At 44.6% G+C, this 21,053-nt stretch carries 15 protein-coding genes; 9 read left to right on the top strand and 6 right to left on the bottom strand.

Annotated elements, in window-relative coordinates:
- Positions 1-177: 177 nt before the first annotated feature.
- A complete protein-coding gene (locus H6A28_RS05840) occupies positions 178-1,386 on the top strand; it encodes an ROK family transcriptional regulator (RefSeq protein ID WP_204476303.1) in 1,209 nt (402 codons plus the stop codon).
- A gap of 79 nt (positions 1,387-1,465) precedes the next feature.
- Here the strand turns inward: H6A28_RS05840 and H6A28_RS05835 are convergent, their stop codons facing one another.
- Genes H6A28_RS05835 through H6A28_RS05815 form a run of 5 tightly spaced genes read right to left on the bottom strand, consistent with a single transcriptional unit; the run spans position 1,466 to position 3,975 of the window.
- Positions 1,466-1,675 (bottom strand): helix-turn-helix domain-containing protein, encoded by a 210-nt coding sequence (locus H6A28_RS05835; RefSeq protein WP_022353539.1) that lies wholly within the window; start codon positions 1,673-1,675, stop codon positions 1,466-1,468.
- A gap of 14 nt (positions 1,676-1,689) precedes the next feature.
- On the bottom strand, positions 1,690-2,142 hold the full coding sequence (locus H6A28_RS05830; RefSeq protein WP_204476302.1) for a DUF2975 domain-containing protein: 453 nt from the start codon (positions 2,140-2,142) through the stop codon (positions 1,690-1,692).
- A 15-nt stretch (positions 2,143-2,157) separates the two neighbouring features.
- Positions 2,158-2,772: a DUF2975 domain-containing protein gene (locus tag H6A28_RS05825; RefSeq protein ID WP_204476301.1), complete on the bottom strand. Its 615-nt coding sequence runs from the start codon at positions 2,770-2,772 to the stop codon at positions 2,158-2,160.
- Complete coding sequence (locus tag H6A28_RS05820) at positions 2,759-3,628, bottom strand: CPBP family intramembrane glutamic endopeptidase (protein WP_204476300.1); 870 nt, start codon at positions 3,626-3,628, stop codon at positions 2,759-2,761. The genes H6A28_RS05825 and H6A28_RS05820 overlap by 14 nt, the downstream gene beginning before the upstream one ends.
- 26 nt (positions 3,629-3,654) lie before the next feature.
- Positions 3,655-3,975: a DUF3836 domain-containing protein gene (locus tag H6A28_RS05815; protein WP_204476299.1), complete on the bottom strand. Its 321-nt coding sequence runs from the start codon at positions 3,973-3,975 to the stop codon at positions 3,655-3,657.
- 595 nt (positions 3,976-4,570) lie between these two features.
- Here H6A28_RS05815 and H6A28_RS05810 point away from each other — a divergent pair.
- The 8 genes from H6A28_RS05810 (at position 4,571) to fucO (ending at position 19,825) form a co-directional block, all read left to right on the top strand.
- On the top strand, positions 4,571-5,164 hold the full coding sequence (locus H6A28_RS05810) for an RNA polymerase sigma-70 factor (protein ID WP_204476298.1): 594 nt from the start codon (positions 4,571-4,573) through the stop codon (positions 5,162-5,164).
- Positions 5,165-5,230: 66 nt separating this feature from the next.
- Positions 5,231-6,238 carry a FecR family protein gene (locus H6A28_RS05805; RefSeq protein WP_204476297.1) on the top strand — a complete coding sequence of 336 codons (1,008 nt, stop codon included), beginning with the start codon at positions 5,231-5,233 and terminating at the stop codon, positions 6,236-6,238.
- A gap of 234 nt (positions 6,239-6,472) precedes the next feature.
- A complete protein-coding gene (locus H6A28_RS05800) occupies positions 6,473-9,778 on the top strand; it encodes a TonB-dependent receptor (RefSeq protein ID WP_204476296.1) in 3,306 nt (1,101 codons plus the stop codon).
- Positions 9,779-9,784: 6 nt separating this feature from the next.
- Complete coding sequence (locus H6A28_RS05795) at positions 9,785-11,425, top strand: RagB/SusD family nutrient uptake outer membrane protein (protein ID WP_204476295.1); 1,641 nt, start codon at positions 9,785-9,787, stop codon at positions 11,423-11,425.
- Between the two features lie 17 nt (positions 11,426-11,442).
- Positions 11,443-12,999 carry a sulfatase family protein gene (locus H6A28_RS05790; RefSeq protein ID WP_204476294.1) on the top strand — a complete coding sequence of 519 codons (1,557 nt, stop codon included), beginning with the start codon at positions 11,443-11,445 and terminating at the stop codon, positions 12,997-12,999.
- Between the two features lie 424 nt (positions 13,000-13,423).
- Positions 13,424-14,935 (top strand): glycoside hydrolase family 30 protein, encoded by a 1,512-nt coding sequence (locus tag H6A28_RS05785; protein WP_204476293.1) that lies wholly within the window; start codon positions 13,424-13,426, stop codon positions 14,933-14,935.
- Positions 14,936-15,061: 126 nt separating this feature from the next.
- The gene (locus tag H6A28_RS05780; RefSeq protein WP_239465277.1) at positions 15,062-18,472 is read left to right on the top strand and encodes an alpha-L-rhamnosidase; all 3,411 of its coding nucleotides are present in this window, start codon (positions 15,062-15,064) and stop codon (positions 18,470-18,472) included.
- 198 nt (positions 18,473-18,670) lie between these two features.
- On the top strand, positions 18,671-19,825 hold the full coding sequence (gene fucO, locus H6A28_RS05775) for a lactaldehyde reductase (RefSeq protein ID WP_204479306.1): 1,155 nt from the start codon (positions 18,671-18,673) through the stop codon (positions 19,823-19,825).
- A 116-nt stretch (positions 19,826-19,941) separates the two neighbouring features.
- Here fucO and H6A28_RS05770 read toward each other — a convergent pair whose 3' ends face one another.
- Positions 19,942-20,853 carry a serine O-acetyltransferase gene (locus H6A28_RS05770; protein ID WP_204476290.1) on the bottom strand — a complete coding sequence of 304 codons (912 nt, stop codon included), beginning with the start codon at positions 20,851-20,853 and terminating at the stop codon, positions 19,942-19,944.
- Positions 20,854-21,053 lie beyond the last annotated feature (200 nt).

The raw sequence follows: 21,053 nt of genomic DNA, 5'->3' as shown, positions 1-21,053 counted from the left end.
TATTTTGCTTTTATTGTTTCGTATCAATAAATTTATTACCTTGGCAATCGGTTTAATGGGGAGGCTACTTTAATAAGTAAAACATGCCTTAGGGACCATTAAATATAATATTTTATTAATAGCGATAGAAAATAGTGTGCCTCTTAGCATGCTATTGTGGGTTTAACTGATAATATTATGGGACACAAGTTAATCGAAGAACTAGGAAATGGCACGAAAAGTATGCTTACTCAAAAGCGGATTCTGACTTATTTGATGCATAACCATTCATCGACCATTCCTGATTTGGCAAAAGACATAGACTTGAGTATTCCTACTGTCACCAAGTTCGTGATGGAGCTGGTAGATGAAGGATACATCATCAATTATGGAAAGCAGGAGACCAGCGAGGGCAGGCCACCTAATCTATATGGTCTGAATCCGGATTCTGCGTATATGGTAGGAGTGGATATCAAGGCATTTTGTCTGAATATCGGTTTGATGAACTTTACGGGTGATATGGTTGATATTCAAATGGGGATAGAATGCCATCTCGACAATACATTGGAAAGTCTGGATGTGCTGATTCATCATATTTCCACATTCATTGAGAAACATCAAAATGTCAGGGAAAAGATTCTTCAGGTCGGGGTGAACATCTCCGGGCGGGTCAATCCGGAGGAAGGTTACAGTTTCAGCATGTTTAACTTCGAGGAGCGTCCGCTGGCTGAGATTCTGACTGAAAAAATCGGCATTCCGGTGAGCATTGACAATGATACCCGTGCCATGGCTTATGGCGAGCTGCTGAAAGGGGTGGTCAAAGGAGAAAAAGATGTGGTGTTCATCAATCTCAGCTGGGGACTTGGTTCGGCCTTTATCATTGATGGGAAAATCTATACGGGACGTTCGGGTTTCTCGGGAGAATTCGGTCATTTCAATGTGTTCGACAATGAAATCATCTGCCGCTGCGGGAAAAAAGGATGTCTGGAAACCGAGGTTTCCGGTTCGGCGCTGCATCGAATTCTTTGTGAGCGGGTGAAGAACGGACAGACTTCCATCCTTTCCAAGCGAATTCTTACGGGGGATTCTCCGCTTACCTTGGAAGAGATTGTGGAGGCTACCAATAAAGAAGATATCCTGTGTATTGAACTGGTAGAAGAAATCGGTCGCAAGCTGGGACGTTATCTTGCAGGACTGATCAACCTGTTCAACCCGGAACTGGTGGTCATCGGCGGAACGCTGGCCTTGACGGAAGATTATATCTTGCAACCCGTCAAGACCGCTATCCGCAAATACTCTTTGAATCTGGTAAGTAAGGATTCGGCTGTGGTCTTGTCGAAGTTGCAGGCAAAAGCAGGAGTGGTAGGTGCTTGTCTGCTGTCCAGAAGCAAATTGTTTGAATGGTAAATCATAGAAAATAGGTGAGCCTGTCTGGAATGATTCATTCCAGATAGGCCTGTTTTTTGTGTATACATTTGTTGTCTTTCTATTCTTCCGCCCGATATTCCAGTATGTCCCCCGGCTGGCAGTCCAGTTCCTTACAGATGGCCTCCAGGGTAGAGAAGCGTATGGCCTTGGCTTTTCCTGTTTTCAGGATAGAGAGGTTTGCCGGTGTCAGGTCAATCCGTTCGGCAAGCTCTCCCAGCGAAACTTTCCGTTTCGCCATCATCACATCGAGATTTACGATAATCGGCATAATTAGTAGTTGGGTTAAATAGTTAAATCTTGTTCTTCCTGCATCTGGATACCTATCTCAAACAACAAGGAGACCAGTACGAAAACAGCTCCTATCACAATCAGCAGGATGCTGTTCTGATGGAATGTGTCTATCGGGGTGAGATTGACGATGACATTCATCAGCACTCCCGAAAGCATGGTGGAGATTCCGATGGCCGACAAAATCCGTTGGTTGACGCGGCAGAATACTTTTCCTCTTTTCACGTTGCGTGCCATGAAATAGGTCAGCAGACCGATAAAGAAAATGGCATAACACTCAATGGCTTGTATCAACGCTTCCCATATAAAAGTATCGCTGTCGTTTTTCCCAATTCCATAACAGAGAGGCACTATCTGGCTAAAGCCATAAGCGATGGATGCCAAAAGGCTGAGTACCGAAACAAAGTCGCAGTATTGCATCAGGCGTTTGTAGGATTGGGTTTTCATTGTTCGTGTGTTTAATTAAATCGTCAAATCGTTTTCTTGTTTCAAGCGTACGGCAACTACGAAGACCTCCGTGAGAAGTATCAGGAGTATGAGGCTCATCCAGCTGAATTCAAAGGGAGAAGCAGGCTGAATGACATATCCCGGAACGGTGAGTTGGGTCATGGCATCGTGAGATTCACACCACGACAGGAAATATTTGGCCAAAGTGTAGGCGGTGGGAGGATAGACTCCCCATCGGATGCGCCGGATATTGGTGGGTGTGAATATCTCTTTACGGATGACAGAGATAAACAGGCGGATGAGGCTGTAGAATCCATATAGAGTAAACAATCCCGTAATTGCCAGCAACACATAAGCGAAAGTCGTAAGACCACTGGGGGTGATATATGCATGGCATTGTATGAATCCGGCCGGTACACGAGTATCGGTTTGCAGGTTGGTTACTTGTTGGGCTGACTGTGGCAGTACATCAAAGGTCACCGCAGTCACTTTGTCGAAAGCGGGATGGGTACGTTCTATGCGAATGGGAGCCAGTTGGTCGGGTTCGTTCCAGCCGTCGATGAACCCTCCTATTGATTCGAACAAGATGCCAAGGAGGGCGATTAATGCAATGATTTTAAATGTTTTCATTATGTGAATGTGTTTGTGTGGATAATGTCTGGTCTTCTATTTCAATCGTTTCTGCCTGGGCAGGCTGATACCATGAAGCCGGTTGCGGAACCAGCTTCTTTTGGATGAACAGTATGCAGAGGACGGTGAGGACAAATCCTCCGGCTGCCATGAGCGCCGCTCCGGTGGCTCCATAAGTAGAAACCATGGTTGCATTCGGGTCGTCTGCCGATAAGAAAGCAATCACAGCCGCACTGTTATTGACAAAGTGCATCAGGATGCCGGGTAACAGACTCCCCGTGCGGTAGTACATCCATCCCAGCGCCAGTCCGGTAACAAAGGCGAAAGGTGCCTGTACCCAGTTGCCGTGTACCAGTCCGAAAATCAATGAAGAAAGTACGATGGCCCCTGCCGGATGTTTCCATTTGCGGAGCAGATGTCCCTGAATGGCACCACGGAACAGCAGTTCCTCTACGAGGGGAGCCATGATGACGATGGCCACGATACCTAAGGGATGGTGCATCATCATGTCAAAGGCAGCCTCCATATTGTTGGGTAGGTCGGCCAGCTCGTTGAAGTAATTGGTCCAAAAGCCCATCACTAAAATGAATATCACCGATGTAACTAACAGTTTGGGGGAGCAGTGATATCCCCAAGTCTTTCGGTCCAGTCCCACATATTTACCTGCCAGCAGATGGATGCCTACTGCGGCGGTAGAGAGTACCTGTGCCAGCATAATCAGGTTTGTATACAGACTGTCGGGTGTCTTCGGCAATTCGAAGGTGTGGCGATACCACATGTACCCACAGATGGCTACCCCCATAAAAGCCAGTTGGTAGGCAAAGAAATACAGTAATAATTTGATGGTGCGTCCCATAATCGTGTACGTTTTAAAAAGTTTGTTTACTTGTTGGTTGAAAGTTTCTGAAGAGCCGGACCTTCAGCGCCCCAGGTCAGCAGATAAGCCGGATTCCAGGTCCTTCGGTCCGCATCCCAGCGGTAAGCCTTTTTCTCGGTCAGGGTTCCCAGTGTGTCGTATCGGTATTCGTACTTCCACTTGGGAGTGAGTGTTTTGCCGTCTTCATTCAGGGTAGATACCGTCAAGCTTTGGTGGTTTTGTCCGTAAATGAAGGTTTCTTTTGCGTTTGCGTGTGTGGCTGTCAATGTCATCAGTGCAGCGGCGATTCCTGCTGCCAGTGTCTTTTTTGTGAATGTCTTTTTCATAACTGTACGTGTTTGTGTGTAAATAGTGTGTGTCGTTTGTTTTCGATAAATATTTATCGTTTTTCGATATGCAAATGTAGGTATTATTTTTGAACTCCAAAAGAAAAACAGAAGTATTTTATCGAAAAACGATAAATTTTTCTGTTTTTACGGGAAAAATGAGGCTTAAAGGCCTGGAAAAGGAGAAAAGAGGACTTTGCAGGCTTTAAGGTGCATAGGCGTATGGTGAGGTTTGAATTTTGGAAAACCTAAGGATATGGATGGAGAAATGCGGTGGCTTATTTTACGTTTCCCTTACGGAAAACATACGTTTCTCAGTGCGGAAACGTACGTTTCACGGTAGGAAAACGTATGTTTCCGTATAGGGGAATATAAAAAATGCCCTGTTTCTTAGGAAATAGTGTATTGTGGTTTTATAGTTATTGCTTTTGCGTCGTATATAACTGAGAGCTTTGTCGGTTTGTTTTATTGTGTAAAAAGAATTGACTGATTGTGTTTGGAAACCTTATAGTATAAGAATAATTGTAAGGAGAATTCCTGAAAATAAGAAGAAAATCTTTAATTTTGCTCGCTACGAATTGAATTTGGAATCATAATGGAAAAACAGCTGATAGAAGGTCTTAGGCGTGGAGATGAATCTGTATTCAGATGCATTTACGATTGCCACTATGAATCTCTATGTCGTTTTGCAGATTTGTTTCTGCACGATACGGCGTTGGCGGAAGAGATAGTAGATGACGCCATTTTCTATCTGTGGGAACACCGTGCGGAGGTGGAAATTGTGTATTCTTTGAGGGCATATCTGATGAAGTCTGTTCGCAATCGTTGCCTGAATGAGTTGAATTCTCTTTCCCATCGTGAAGAACTACGTTTTTCTTCTTTTTCGCTTCCGGAAAATGTGGAATTTCTGGATACCTTATTTGTAGAAAAAGACCATCCACTGGGATATTTGCTGGAGCAGGAACTGGAGGATGAACTGGCACGCAGCATTGAGGCTTTACCAGAAGAATGCAGGACCGTATTCAAGAAAAGCCGTTATGAACAAAAGAAATACGAAGAAATTGCTCAGGAGCTGAATATATCAGTCAATACGGTGAAATATCACATAAAGAATGCATTGTCATTTCTTCAGAAGCATATGTCTGGCTATCTGAAACTTCTTTTATGCTATATTTTTTGGGGAAATTGAAAAAAAGTTCTTTTTTGACTACCCTGCTTTTCCTCTTTTTTGTCTTACTTATAAACACAGCAAATTATGCAGCACGAAAAAATGAAAAATGAACGGATTGATGAGTTGATTGCGGAATACCTTTCCGGCCATCTGACGGCAGACGCTTTTCAGGAATTGAAAAGTTGGAGCCGGGAGTCGGAAGAAAATCGTAGGTATGTCCGTGACAAGATTGAAGTTTGGTTTTCTTCAGGTGCTGCCGCCGATGAAAAAAAGATGTTTGATAAGGAAGAGGCTTTTGCCCGCTTCCAGAAGAGAGTGGCAAATGAACGTCCAAGAGTTTATCGGATTCCGTGGAAGATTGTCTATCGGGTAGCAGCTGTAATCTTGATATTGCTGCTTCCGTTAGCAGGCTACTGGAAAGGACAAGAAACCCTCCGTCAGACCTTCTCGGATATTGTAGTGGAAGCTCCGCTGGGAGCACGAACCAAGTTGTATTTGCCCGACGGCACATTAGTATGGCTGAATGCGGGTTCTAAAATAACCTATTCGCAGGGATTTGGCATGGACAACCGGCAATTGAATCTAGAAGGAGAAGGATATTTTGAGGTAATTCATAATCAGGAACTGCCTTTTGAGATTCATACACGTGAAGTGGATTTGCGGGTAATGGGTACCAAGTTTAATTTCAAGAACTATTCGGACGATGAGGAAGTGACGGTAAATCTGCTGGAAGGGAAAGTAGCCTTGTACAATGGTATGAAATCCATGCCGGAATTGTATCTTTCGCCTAATGAGAAGATGGTGATGAACAAGCGTACGGGAGAAATGAGAAAACTGAAGAGCCGTGCCGAAAATTCCAGGTTGTGGACGAACGATGAATTGTTTTTTGATGAAGAATTGTTGCAGGATATAGCCAAGAAGCTGATGCGTAGTTATGACGTGAAAATAGAGATTGCCGACAGTCTGAAGAACCGTCGTTTTTACGGTAGTTTCAGGGTGATGGGCAATACCATAGAAGAAGTGTTGGAAACTATTGCTTCGACCAATCGCATGAAGTATCGATACGAAAATGAGAAATACATTCTTTATTAACTGATTTGTCAAACCTTAAAAAGAGAAACACCATGAAAATGAAACCTTCCAGCTGACAGAGCTACAAGGCGAAGACATAAAAAACAAGGAAGATGCGGGCACATCCTCCTTGCAAGTTTACAAGTCTTTTGCATATAGGGCATAATAACTTGAATCAAAGATACTGCAAAGATAGGTATTCTTCGATTCTTACAATTCCAACTTTTAGTTATTTAATTAAAAATCAACAGAATTATGAGATATTTCAGTAAGGCTATGTTAATAGCCTCGGCAGCGCTTTGCCTGAACTTATCGGCTTTTTCTCAGAATATTACGTTGAAAACCGGTAATGTGACAGTAAAAGAGGCAATGGAACAATTGAAGAAGTCGTCGGGTTACTCGTTTGTATTTTCATCGGTCGATGTGAACACGCAGAAACGGGTGTCTGTATCGGTACAGAATGCCAGTATCGAGGAAGCGGTGAAACAAATCCTGGCCGGACAGAAAGAAATCACCTATGAGATTCAAGATAAAAAAATTATTATAAAAAAGGCTGTAAAAGAGGAGGCTTCAGCCGAAAAATTGCAGGCAAAAGGATCTATACGGGATGTGAATGGTGAACCTGTTATCGGTGCAACAGTCATGGAGCGGGGCACATCTAATGGTACGATTACGGATATTGATGGTAATTTTATACTGGAGGTGCACGAAGGAGCTATGCTGGACATTTCGTATGTGGGGTACAAAGATCAAAGTGTACAAGCAATTTCCGGGAAACAGATAGCTGTCAGTTTAAGAGAAGATTCTGAAACATTAGATGAAGTCGTAGTCATTGGTTATGGAGCACAAAAAAAGGTGAATGTGATAGGTTCTATAGCGACATTAGATAGTGAGACTTTAGAGTCACGTGCGGTTCCTGATGTTTCCAATATGTTGACCGGTCAGTTATCTGGAGTGACTATTACTCAGACGAGTGGGAATCCTGGACAGGATGCTGGTACGATTCGTGTGCGTGGGGTAGGTTCTTTCGGGGCTACTCCTGATCCGTTGGTGCTGATTGATGGTATGCCTGGCTCTCTTAGTGATTTGACTCCGTCGGAGATAGAAAACATTTCAGTATTGAAAGATGCTGCTTCAGCTGCTATTTATGGTTCACGTGCGGCAAATGGGGTAATTCTTGTAACAACAAAGGAAGGAAAAGCTGGGAAAACGCATATTACCTATAATGGTTCCATTGGTATGAGTCAAGCTACGGAATTACCTGATTTTGCACATTCGTACGAGTATGCAGAATATTATAATATGGCGATGGGAACAGAAACTTACACCCCAGAGATGATTCAGAAATATCGTGACGGATCGGACCCGGACAATTATGCTGATGAAATGTATTTGGATGAATTGCTTGGCGGACATGCGTTGCAGACCAAGCATGAATTAAGTGTAAACGGAGGTTCTGGAAAACTTCAGTATATGGCTTCGCTGGGATACCTTCGTCAGAATGGTTTGTTAGAAAATAATTATTATAATCGCTATAATGCAAGAGTGAATCTAAATGCGGAAATTGCTAAAAACGTGTCACTTAGTGTGAGAGTCAGTGGAATGACGTCAGATAGGCATGAACCTTCTACTCCTGGAGTACTTGACAATGAGGGATTCAAAGGAATTATAGCTAATGCTGTTCGTTATCCAGGACTGACACCTAGTTATTTGTCGACTGGTGAAATTGGTTTGGGACCCAAATTGCAGGGTACTCCGGTGGCATGGGTGAATTGTGCTTCTTTTTATCGTGAAGATTTTGACAAGTTCAAAGGTAATATTGAACTTTCTTGGAAACCTGTAAAAGGGCTTACTTTGAGAGCTATTGGCGGATATAACTATTCATTGAGCACTATCCGTAACTATCGGGCAGATATGACGCTGGTCGGTGGGCAAAGTACAGGTCCTTCGTCGTTGACTAATTCTATGGAGCGTACTGTATACAAGACATTTCAGGCTGTGGCCGATTATAATACTACCATTGCGAAAAAGCATAATTTGTCGGTACTGTTTGGTTATACTTGGGAGGACGAAGGGCAACGGACATTAAGTGGAAGTCGTAATAACTTTCCATCAGATGATGTACCATATCTAGGTGCAGGAGGGGTTGACGGGCAAACTAATGATGGAGGTGGATATGATTGGGCAATACAATCTATCTTTGGCCGTTTGACTTATAATTATGACCAGCGGTATCTTTTTGAGACAACCATGCGATATGACGGTTCTTCAAGATTTCCGTCAAATACGAAATTCGGTTTCTTCCCTTCTGTAGCTGCGGGATGGCGTATGTCTGAAGAAAGATTTTGGAAAGAGCAAAGTGTATCCGAATGGTTCAATAATCTAAAAATAAAAGCTTCCTACGGTATATTGGGAAATAATAATATTGGTAATTATCCTTACCAGTCTGTGTATACGTTAGGACAGGCACAGAATTATGTGTTTGGAGGGGTATATACACAAGGTGCGGCTGTTACGACTTACGTGGATCCCACATTGAAATGGGAACGTACGCGTACGGCTGATTTTGGTATCGAGACAGGTTTTTTCAATAATATGCTGACTTTGAATGCTACTTATTTCCATCGGAAGACAACCGACGTGCTTTACAAGCCTGCAGCCAGTTATTCCTCTATTTTTGGTTTGTCTATCTCGGAGGTCAATACAGGTGAATTAGAGAATAAAGGATGGGAATTTGAGATAGGGCATCAAAATACAATTGGTGATTTCCATTATCATGTCAATGGTAATTTTTCTATCATTAAAAATAAGGTTTTGACATTGGGTATGGGAAATGTGATTCAAAATAATGGGATGGTAGGTAATGGAAGTGATTTGTTTATCGGCTATCCGATGCAGATGTTTTATGGATATAAGACGGATGGTGTGTTTCTGACGAATGAAGAAGTAAACGATTGGTATGACCAAAGTGAAATAGCTAAAGGTTCACGGGCCGGAGATATCCGTTATGTAGATATTACAGGTGATGGAAAAGTAACACCTGATGACAGAACATACTTGGGATCACGCATTCCGAAATATACTTTTGGATTGAATCTGGGTGCTGAATATAAGGGATTTGATTTCAGTATGCTGATTCAGGGAGTTGCCGATGTAAAAGGCACGCTTTCTGTATATGCCGGATATGCTTTCTATCAGGAAGGTAACATACAACGCTGGCAGATGGAAAACTGCTGGAATGTACAGCAAGACAATCGTTATCCTGAATATCCACGTTTGGAAGTTATGTCGAATGCGGGAAGCAATAATACTTTAACTTCTGATTATTGGGTGTTGGATGCTTCCTATGTCAAGGTTCGTAACATCCAGTTAGGTTATACATTGCCTGAATCTGTGACTCGGAAGTTTGGTTCCAGTGGTATGCGTTTTTATGTAAGTTTAGATAATCCGTTAACATTTAAAGGTTATCGTGAAGGTTGGGATCCTGAGAATACAAGTAATGATGGACAATATTACCCAACGATGTCTACTTACACCTTTGGTTTAACATTAAAATTCTAAAGTCTTATGAAATGTTCTAGATATTTAATACTTGCCACTTTGCTGGTTTCACTGTCTTTCTCGTCATGTGACTTGGAAAGATTGCCTTTGACTGACTTGTCGGAAGAAAATTTTTGGAATGATGAAAAAAATGCTGAACTTGCTTTGACTGCTCTTTATCGTGGAAAAATAACCAATGGTTTGGAATATAGTGTGTCTGATTTTTGGTCTTATCATGGGTTGTTGTTTATGGAGCACTTGACTGACAATGCGTTTGATCGTCGAGGAGAAAATAATGACTTTTATAAAATATCCAGCGGACAGTTACTGAACACAAACTCTTTTATCAAGAATTATTGGTCTTCGGCTTATTCACGTATTGGTAAATGTAATCGTTTTTTGGAAGGAATGCAAAAAATGCCGGAATCGGATTTGAAAAAGAGGATGGTAGCCGAAGCTCGTTTTTTGCGGGCAACTCAATATCATTATCTGGCAAGTTATTTTAAAGATGTACCGTTAGTTACTACTGTTTTGAGTGGTGAGGAAGCTAATACTGTAAAAAGAAATTCTCAAGCTGAAATATTGGCATGGTGTGCCACTGAGTTTAAAGAAGCTGCCGCAGATTTGCCACGCTTTAAGGATATTTCCTCAAGTGAAACGGGGCGTGCATGCAAACAGGCTGCCCTTGCTTTTCTTGGACGTACATGTATGCTTCAAAAAGATTGGGCAGGTGGGGCTGCTGCTTATGAGGAAATCATAAATTATGGAGATAATGATATTCATGCTAGTTATCCGGAACTATTTTGGCCAGGTACTGGTATTGGCAATAAAGAAAATATTTTCTATATTGCTTATTTGGAGAATTATGTTGGCTGTGGTATGCCTCAGCAGGTGCTTCCAGCTAAAGATGGAGGGTGGAGTCTTTCCAATCCTTCTGCCGGTTTGTTTGAATCTTATGAATTTATTGATGGTACTCCGTTTAGTTATGATGACCCGCGTTACAATCCGAATAATTTAGGGGAAAACCGTGATCCTCGTTTAGATTATACCATATTTTATAATGGCGCGAATTTTATGGGAACGACGTACCGTATGAGTCCGGATTACGAGGCTTCTGCTAAAGAGCGACTTGATTATTCATCGGAAGCATCGAAGACAGGTTTCATGTGGCGGAAATATTTTGATGAGAATCCGATTAATAATATTCAAAGCTATAGTGCAGTGACACCTGTTATTCGATATGCAGAAGTACTGTTAGGGTATTTGGAATGTCTGATTGAAAGTGGACAGACTATCAATAGATCTATATTGGACGCTACAATTAATAAAGTACGTGGACGCGCTGATGTAGGTATGCCTCCTATTACAGAAACAGATCCGTCTGTTTTACGGGAAAAACTCCGTAATGAACGTCGAGTAGAATTGGCTTATGAGGGAATACGTTATTGGGACTTACTGCGTTGGGAGATTGCGGACAAGGTTCTGGTTGGAGAAGTTTGGGGAGCACCTTATCCTTCTTCTACAACTTATGCTGCATCTACTAAGGAAATAGACCCTACAGGGAATTGCCGTTGGTATGTCGGGCGTCGTGATTTTCGTAATCCGCAAGACTATAAATGGCCTATTCCTTTGTCTGAACAAAATATTAATCCTAATTTGCGTGACTAAAACTGATAATAATTATTATGAAGATACAACTTTTGACATTTTCTTTGCTTTCTCCTATTGTTTACAACTGGGCTTGTGGAGCCGCATTAGCAGATAACAATAAAAATGAGGTGGTTGAACCTCAGTTACCCAATGTCATTATTATTTATGCCGATGATTTGGGGTATGGTGATTTGCAGTGCTATGGTGCGAAGAATGTGGAGACTCCAAATGTAAACCGGTTGGCTGATGAAGGGTTACGTTTTACGAATGTGCATGCTGTAGCCGCTACTAGTACCCCATCGCGTTATTCTTTATTGACGGGTGAATATGCTTGGAGGAAAAAAGGTACAGATGTGGCGGCTGGAAATGCGGGAATGATTATTCGTCCTGAACAATATACTATGGCTGATATGTTCAAGCATTCTGGTTATGTGACCGGAGCTGTTGGCAAATGGCATTTAGGATTAGGTGATAAAACAGGGGAGCAGGATTGGAATGCTCCGTTATCTGCCTCGTTAGATGATTTAGGATTTGATTATCATTATATTATGGCTGCTACAGCCGATCGTGTGCCTTGTGTCTTTATTGAGAATGGACAGGTAGCGGGATACGATCCGACGGCTCCTATCGAAGTGAGTTACAAGCAGAATTTTCCTGGAGAACCTACAGGGAAAGATAATCCTGAGTTATTGTATAATTTGAAGCCCAGTCATGGACATGATATGTCTATTGTGAATGGTATTAGTCGTATCGGATACATGAAAGGGGGTGGAAAAGCTTTGTGGAAGGATGAGAATATCGCAGATTCTATTACCTTGCATGCTATTGATTTTATTAGCCAGCATCAAAACGAGCCTTTTTTTCTTTATTTTGCAACAAATGACGTGCATGTGCCTCGTTTTCCTCACGAACGTTTTCGCGGGAAAAGTTCAATGGGATTGCGTGGAGATGCCATTCTTCAGTTTGATTGGAGTGTAGGACAAATTATGAAAGCACTAGATAGGTTGGGATTGTCAGGAAATACACTTGTTATTTTGTCCAGTGACAATGGGCCGGTTGTAGATGATGGTTACGATGATCAGGCTGAAGAATTGTTGAATGGGCATAGACCTTCCGGACCCCTAAGAGGCTATAAGTATAGTGCATTTGAAGGTGGAACAACCGTTCCTGCTATTGTACGTTGGCCGAAAATGATACAAAAAGGAAATGTCTCAGACGTGCTGATGTCACAGATTGATTGGATGGCTTCATTAGGAGAATTGATTCATGCACGTTTGCCTAAAGGTAGTGCTCCCGATAGCTGGAATCGATTAAGTAATCTGTTGGGTATGGACAATACAGACCGTCCTTGGGTCATAGAGTTTGCGGCTAATCATGTACTGTCTATTAGAACTAAGGACTGGAAGTATATAGAACCCAATGATGGACCGCGTATGATTACTTGGGGACCGAAAATAGAAACAGGTAATGACAGTATTCCTCAACTATATGAGATGAAAAAAGTCAGTGAACAAGAAAATGTAGCGGCTCAGTATCCTGAAAAGTTATTTGAAATGCAGACTTTGTTACGAAGAGCGAAATTAGGTAAGTAGTTTTAAAGATATTCAGTTAGTGTACTGAAAAAGAAGATGACATGTGTCGATGCTTATTTTATTGCATTTCACATGTCATCTTTTTATATTATGCAGTATGATATGAAATTAGTTGGATAAAAGTCTTGTAGACTCTTTGGATTATGCTAATAGATAATAATTCCTTTAGCAAAATTAATAAAGAATAAAGTGATTTTAGAGACTTGATTTATTTAGTAATTTAAATTTTTAATAGTATATTCATTCTCGTGGATACTAATTGTATACTCTTAATTAAGTATACCTTCCGTATAAAGTCTTGGTTATTCTGCTTTCAGAGAAATAAAGATTTGCTGAGTGAATTTTTTATCTTGAGATAGCGGAGTCTTGATTTTTTATTTGTACTTTTTGGGATAAATAGAAAGCATAAAAAATTGTAGTATTTATGAGATTTCAATATCGAATATTTTGTGTAAGTTGTCTGGTAACTTTAGGGGCCGTACAACTTTCCGCACAAACTTATCATTGGATACATAGCAGTGAGAATGATACTTGGCAGCAATCCACTGTCCGTTTGAAAAGCGAAGTAAATACCCTTCCGGATGTGTCTGTGGACGGAAAGGCTAAAATCGCCACGTTTAAGACTTGGGGAGTCACTTTCAATGAGCTTTGTTGGGATGCGTTGGGCGTGCTGACCCGTGAAGAGCAGGATGAAATCTTGAAGAAGGTATTTGCTCCGGAGGGTGATTTGCGTATCGGGCGAGGACGAATTTCATTGGGTGCCAACGACTATGCCCGTTCCTGGTACAGCTGCGATGAGGTGGAAGGAGATTTTGAGTTACGCTACTTCAATATCGACCGGGATAAACAGGCGATTATTCCTTTCATCCGGGCGGCACAGAAATACAATCCGGCACTTACCTTTTGGGTTTCTCCCTGGTCTCCCCCCAGCTGGTTGAAAATAAATGGAGATTATCCGGTGTTGAGCAGTCCGGCCAACCATCTGTCGCCGAAGTTGGATTACCTGCTGTATGGAAATGTAGGCGGAACAACCGATCCGGACGAGATGAAGCTGGTGGGAGAACGTAAAGGAAAATTCCCCCGTCAGCTGGCTACTACCGACTATATGATACAAGACCCTCGCTATTTGCGGACGTATGCCAATTACTTCTGTAAGTTCATCGATGCCTACAAGGCAGAAGGCATTCCTATTGATATGGTGATGTATCAGAATGAGGCGTACAGCTATACGCCCTATCCCGGATGTGCATGGACGGCAGAAGGTACTATCCTCTTTAATCGGGATTACCTGGCTCCGGTACTGAAAAAGGCGCATCCCGAGGTGAAGTTGTATTTAGGTACACTGAACACGAACCGGCAGGATCATGTGGAGAAGATTCTTTCGGACAAACAGTTGCAGGCTTGTATTTCCGGAATGGGTTTTCAGTGGGAAGGACGCGAGATTCTGGCAGCCATCCGGCAGCAGCATCCCGACTGGAGTTACATTTGTTCCGAGAGTGAATGTGGCTGGGGAAGCTTTGACTGGAAGTCGGGCGAACACACTTTTGAACTAATCAATCATTATTTGGGAAATGGATGCAACGAGTATAACCTTTGGAATTTCATTCTTTCGGATGAGGGAACAAGCACTTGGGGATGGAAACAGAATGCCTTGATTCGGGTTGATTCAAAGACACGTACGTTTACGTATACACCTGAGTACTTTGCGGTGAAGCATTATGCCCATTATATTGCTTCGGGTTCGGAAGTACTGGCCTATAAGCCGGAGGGAGACGACAAGAAGCCGGTGCTGGTGGTAAGGACTCCGGCGAAGAAGTATGTGGTGATAGCCGGAAACTTCAAGGAAGAGTCACAAAAGCTGACCGTAAAGTTGGGCAAGCGGTATTTGGAAGTGGTGCTGGCTCCTCATTCCATGAATACGTTTGAAATGAAATAAGATGAAAATTTATAATCTAAGATAATAATATTGGTTATGGTTGGGAAGCACTTACTTATCGCAATTTTGTGTGGAATCATACTGTCGAGCAATACCTATAAGAAAGAATCGCCCTCTTTGGCAGGGATGACCGTAGAACTGGCCGAGACTCCTCTTGGTATAGATACTCCAGCCCCGAGGTTTGGCTGGCAACTGACGGCTACTCCGCAGGAAAGGGGAATCTATCAGACGGCCTATCAGCTGATTGTGCAGGATGAGGCTGGAAAGCGGGTATGGGATTCCGGAAAGGTGGCAGGAGATGCGTCCCAGCAGGTAGTATACCAGGGAGAAGCTTTGCAGCCGACGACCCGTTATACGTGGCAGGTAAAGGTATGGAACAATCAGGGGAAGGTGCAGGAAGGAATGTCCTGGTTTGAAACCAGTCTGCTGACAGACCACGAGGCGAATGGCTGGCACGGAGCCCGCTGGATTGGGGGTGGCGACGAGGATATGGTACTTTATTCACCCTATCTGCCTGTGTTCCGCTTGGATTTTTCTTTCCAGATGAAGGAGCAGGCCGTATCCCGTAAGATAGCCTTTGTGTATGGAGCGAATGACGAGCGGTTGATGGATGCGAACAAGAACCTGTATCATCTTTCCAATGGAAAGGATGCTTCTTATATAAAGGTAGAGTTTGACTTGACGCCGCTGAAAGGAGGCGGAAACGCATGGATACATCTTTATCGTGCGGGTTATCAGCCTGATGACAAACCCTCCGTACCGTTGAAATCTTTTTTGATACCGAATGACGTGTTGAATGCCGGAAACCAGTATCAGGCGCATACTTTTTCTCTGTATTCCAACTTGGGCTTCACGACCCTGAAAAAAGGAGACGTGGAGTTAGGGGAAGTGAATGTGAATCCTTTGGGACAAGGAGGTGATTTCATTGCCTTTCCCGTAGTGGGTGAGGTGGGCTTTGCCTTGGAGGATGCGAAGGGCTTTTCGGGGGTGAAAACAGAGATCCGTAATTTCAGGAGTCCGGAAAACCGACTGACTTCCGTAACATTGGATGCGTCCCGATTGGAAGGGGTGAGAAAATGGTATGTGCAAGACCCGAGCCGCAATTCCATGCCGATGTTGCGTACGGAGTTTGCGACTTCCTCCAATAAAATCAAGAAAGCACGGCTGTATGTCACCTCCCGCGGTATTTATGAGATGTATCTCAACGGGCAACGGGTAGGAAAGGATTATTTCAATCCGGGCGTAACACAGTATAATAAAACACATCTGTATCAGGTGTACGACGTGACGCAGTTGGTACAAGCCGGGAAGAATGCATTGGGTGCGGTGCTGGCCGAAGGATGGTGGAGCGGAGGTGCCACTTATGCCGGAGAAAACTGGAATTTCTTCGGCGACCGTCAGTCGTTGCTGGCCCAACTGGTGGTGACGTACGAGGATGGACGGCAGCAGGCGGTGGTCACTTCGCCGGACACATGGAAGTATTTCAATCAGGGACCGGTGGTGTATGGCAGTTTCTTTCAGGGAGAAGTCTATGACGCCCGAAAGGAACAAGCAATCGTCGGATGGTCTCGGCCGGGTTATGACGACTCGGCGTGGAAGCCGGCGGTGGAAGTGACGCTGGAAAACCATGTCAGTCAGGAGGGAGGAGGAAACGTGCCGAAAGTGAACGATTATTCGGATTTTCACCTGAAAGCCCAGTATGGCCAGACGGTACGGGCCATTCAGCAACTGATGGCTCGGTCGGTGGAAGAAGTACGGCCGGGTATCTTCGTGTACGACATGGGACAAAACATGGTGGGAGTGCCTGAAATCACACTTCGCGGCATGGAAGCGGGTCGGGAAATCAACCTGCGTTATGCCGAGGTGAAATATCCGGACCTGCCGCGTTATGCCGGCAACGAGGGAATGATTATGCTGGAGAATATCCGTGCGGCGATGGCGCAGGATAAATACATCACCAAGGGAGGGGAGGAAACGATTGCACCGAGGTTCACCTATCACGGCTATCGGTATGTCGAGATTACGGGCATTGACAAGGCTTTGCCTTTGGAAAGTGTGAAGGGTACGGTACTGAGCTCGATTGACGGGCTTGCTTCTCAGTATGAAACCTCGAATGAGAAAGTGAATCAGCTGTGGCACAACATCGTGTGGTCGACTTATGCCAACTTCTTCTCCATCCCGACCGACTGTCCGCAGCGGAACGAACGTTTGGGTTGGGCGGGGGATATCTCGGTCTTCTCTCGGACGGCGACTTATCTGGCCGATGTGCCGCAATTCCTTCGCCGTTATTTGCAGGCCATGCGTGATGTGCAGCGGGAAGACGGACGTTTCCCCGATGTGGCTCCGCTGGGCGTAGGCTTTGGGGGCCTGTTGTGGGGTAGCGCGGGCATCACGGTGCCTTGGGAAGTGTACCAGCAGTACGGCGACAAGACCTTGCTGGCGGAACACTATGCGGCGATGGGCCGTTACATCGATTATATACTGGCAAAGACCATCAACCCGGAAACAGGTATCTTGGAGCAGGAGAAGGTGTGGGGGAATCTGGGCGACTGGCTGGGGCCGGAGGACAACAAGAACGACAAAACGCTGATGTGGGAAGCTTATTTCTTGTACGACTTGGATATCATGGTGAAAGTGTCCAGGATATTGGGAAAGGAAAGTGAGGCACGGAGGTATGCGGATTTGTATCAGAAACGGAAGGATTTCTTCCTGCGTACGTATGTAGATAAGGCGACGGCCCAGACGATTTCTTCCGGAGCCGACGGACCCGAAAAAGGGAAGCGGGTAGACATACAGACTTCGTACGTGCTTCCGCTGGCGTTCGGCCTGGTTCCGCCGGAGCTTCGGGAAGAGTTTGCAGCCCATCTCGCCCAAACGGTTCGGCGGGAAAATGTGGGTGACGACGGAAAGACGTATCCGGCTTATTCTCTGATGACGGGATTCATCGGGACGGCCTGGATCAGCAAAGCGCTTTCGGACAATGGCTATGATGACGTGGCCTACCGGCTGTTGCAGCAGACCACTTACCCTTCGTGGCTGTATTCCGTGGAACAGGGAGCTACAACCATTTGGGAACGACTGAATTCGTATACTCATGTGGATGGGTTTGGCGAGAACAACCGGATGAACTCGTTCAACCATTATTCGTTCGGGGCCGTAGGGGCCTGGATGTATGCCTATTCACTGGGAATTATGCGGGATGAAAATCATCCGGGATTCAAGCATTTTGTGTTGTCTCCGCGGGTGGACCCGACCGGGCAGATGACGTTTGCCCGTGGGCATTATGACTCCTTATACGGACGGATAGAAAGTGCGTGGGAAGTGAAAGACGGGGAAGTGAGGTATTCATTCACTATTCCGGCTAATACGAGTGCCACACTTTATTTGCCGGCTGCCTCGGCCGACAAGGTGACGGAAAACGGTCGTGTCTTGCAGGCAGGAAAAAATGGGGTGAAGGAAGTGATGTGGCAGGAGGGTATGCTCCGGGCAGAAGTGTTGTCGGGTACTTATCAGTGGGTGGTTCAGGTTATACCATGAATTTTATTAAGAAGATGGGCTTGAGTGTATCAGATGAAAAAGAAAAGGAAAAACTGTGAAAACCTTTGCCTTTACCAAGGGAATTTTTGTAGCTTTATGGCCGATTTAAACATTTATATTTCTGGTATAAGTTTGGAATTTAACTAAGGTTCCAGGCTTCCGGATAAATTTCAGTTTAACCTTTTAAACCGTAAATCTATGTACAGAATGATTTTGAACGAGACCTCTTATTTTGGAGCCGGATGTCGTGAAGCAATTGCCACGGAAGCTGCTCGCAGAGGTTTTAAGAAAGCTTTTTTTGTGACAGACAAAGACCTGATTCGTTTTCATGTAGCCGATAAGGTGATTGAAGTGTTCGAAAAGGCAGGTATTCCTTACGAAATATACAATGATGTGAAGGCGAATCCGACCATTGCCAATGTGCAGCATGGGGTGACCGCTTTTAAAGCTTCCGGAGCTGATTTCATTGTGGCACTGGGTGGCGGTTCTTCCATTGATACTGCCAAAGGTATCGGTATCGTAGTAAATAATCCGGATTTTGCGGATGTACGTTCGTTGGAAGGAGTAGCCAATACGCGTCACAAAGCAGTGCCGACTTTTGCTCTTCCTACTACAGCTGGAACGGCTGCCGAGGTAACGATTAATTATGTGATTATCGATGAGGCGGCTACCAAGAAAATGGTGTGTGTAGACCCGAATGATATTCCATCGGTAGCTATCGTTGACCCTGAACTGATGTATTCCATGCCGAAGGGACTGACGGCAGCCACAGGGATGGATGCTTTGACCCATGCCATCGAAAGTTATATCACTCCGGGAGCCTGGGTGATGTCGGACATGTTTGAACTGAAGGCCATTGAAATGATTGCCAAACATTTAAAGGCTGCGGTCGACAATGGTAGTGATCCGGTAGCTCGTGAGGCTATGTCACAAGCACAGTACATTGCCGGAATGGGGTTCAGCAATGTTGGACTTGGGATTGTTCATTCCATGGCACATCCCTTGGGGGCACACTATGACACTCCGCATGGAGTAGCCAATGCATTGCTGTTGCCTTATGTCATGGAATACAATGCAGAATCTCCGGCTGCACCTAAATACATGGACATTGCTAAAGCCATGGGAGTGGATACCACCGACATGAGTGAGGCGGAAGGGGTAAAAGCTGCTGTAGAGGCGGTCCGCAAGCTTTCTTTGAGCATCGGCATTCCACAGAAGTTGCATGAGATTGGAGTGAAAGAGGGTGATTTGCACCAGCTGGCCATCGATGCGTTCAATGATGTCTGTACCGGAGGTAATCCGCGTCCGACTTCGGTAGAAGAAATCGAAGCGCTTTATCACAAGGCTTTCTAATATATTTCAAGCCTTGCTAAATTAGACATCCGCAGTTTCCGGAGATTTCTTCCTGAAGCTGCGGACGTTATTTTGTGAATTTCTCAAGTGGAAAAAAACGGTGCTTGGACGGGGCTTTATCCTTTGTTTTCTTTGCTCTTCCGTTGTACGATGCGGGCACCTGCGGGTACGCTTTCCGTCACCCAGATGTTACCGCCGATGGTAGCGCCTTCACCTATGGTGATGCGTCCCAGGATGGTGGCGTTGGAATAGACTATCACATTGTCTTCCAGTATCGGATGGCGAGGGATACCCTTGATGGGATTGCCTTGCTCGTCGCAGGGAAAACTTTTGGCTCCCAAGGTTACTCCCTGATACAACTTTACGTGGTTACCGATAATACAGGTTGCCCCGATGACTACACCCGTGCCGTGGTCAATGGTAAAGTGGTGTCCGATTTGGGCACCCGGATGGATGTCGATACCTGTTTCGGAATGGGCCATCTCGGTGATGATTCGTGGAATGAGAGGAACATTGAGCCGGTAAAGTTCATGGGCAATCCGGTAGTTGGTCACGGCTCGGATAACCGGATAGCAGCAGATGATTTCCCCAAAGCACGTGGCGGCAGGGTCACCGTAGTAGGCAGCCTCTACGTCGGTGGCCAGAATGCGGCGGATTTCCGGTAGGCGACTGATGAATTCTGCTGCCAGTTGGGTAGCTGTAGCCCGGCAAGGAGATTGACAGTTACATTGTCCCTCGTTTTCCACACCGAAGCACAATCCGGCTTGTATTTGTTCAATCAGCAGGGAAAACAGTTCTTCGATATTGACCCCGATGTGATAGTTGATGGTTTGGCTGTTGATGGTCGAGTTACCGAAATAGCCGGGAAAGAGGATGGCGCGTGCCAGTTCCACAATCCGTTCCAGTGATTTTCCCGAAGGGAGTGGTTCTCCTTCCCGGTGCTGATGGAACAGTCCCCGGTAGGATTGGTTGTCGGAAAGTTCGTCAACGGCCTTTGTCAATATATGCGTGTAATCAGTTGGACTCATGGAGTTTTCATTTTGATAATGGACAAAAGTAACGATATTTTGTGATGAAACCAATAAAATCCTATTTTTGTAGAAAAATCAGTGCAGTATGGTTGTGAACAAAAAGAATCCTTTTGCTTTCAAAGCGAAGCAAAATAATAAGAAAAAGGCGAGTGGGAAACGGGTAGGGAAATCTCGTCCGGAAAAAGCGAATAACCAGT

The sequence above is a fragment of the Bacteroides mediterraneensis genome, assembly GCF_016900355.1.
Lineage (GTDB): Bacteria > Bacteroidota > Bacteroidia > Bacteroidales > Bacteroidaceae > Phocaeicola.
This window is presented reverse-complemented; position numbering and strand designations above follow the sequence as displayed.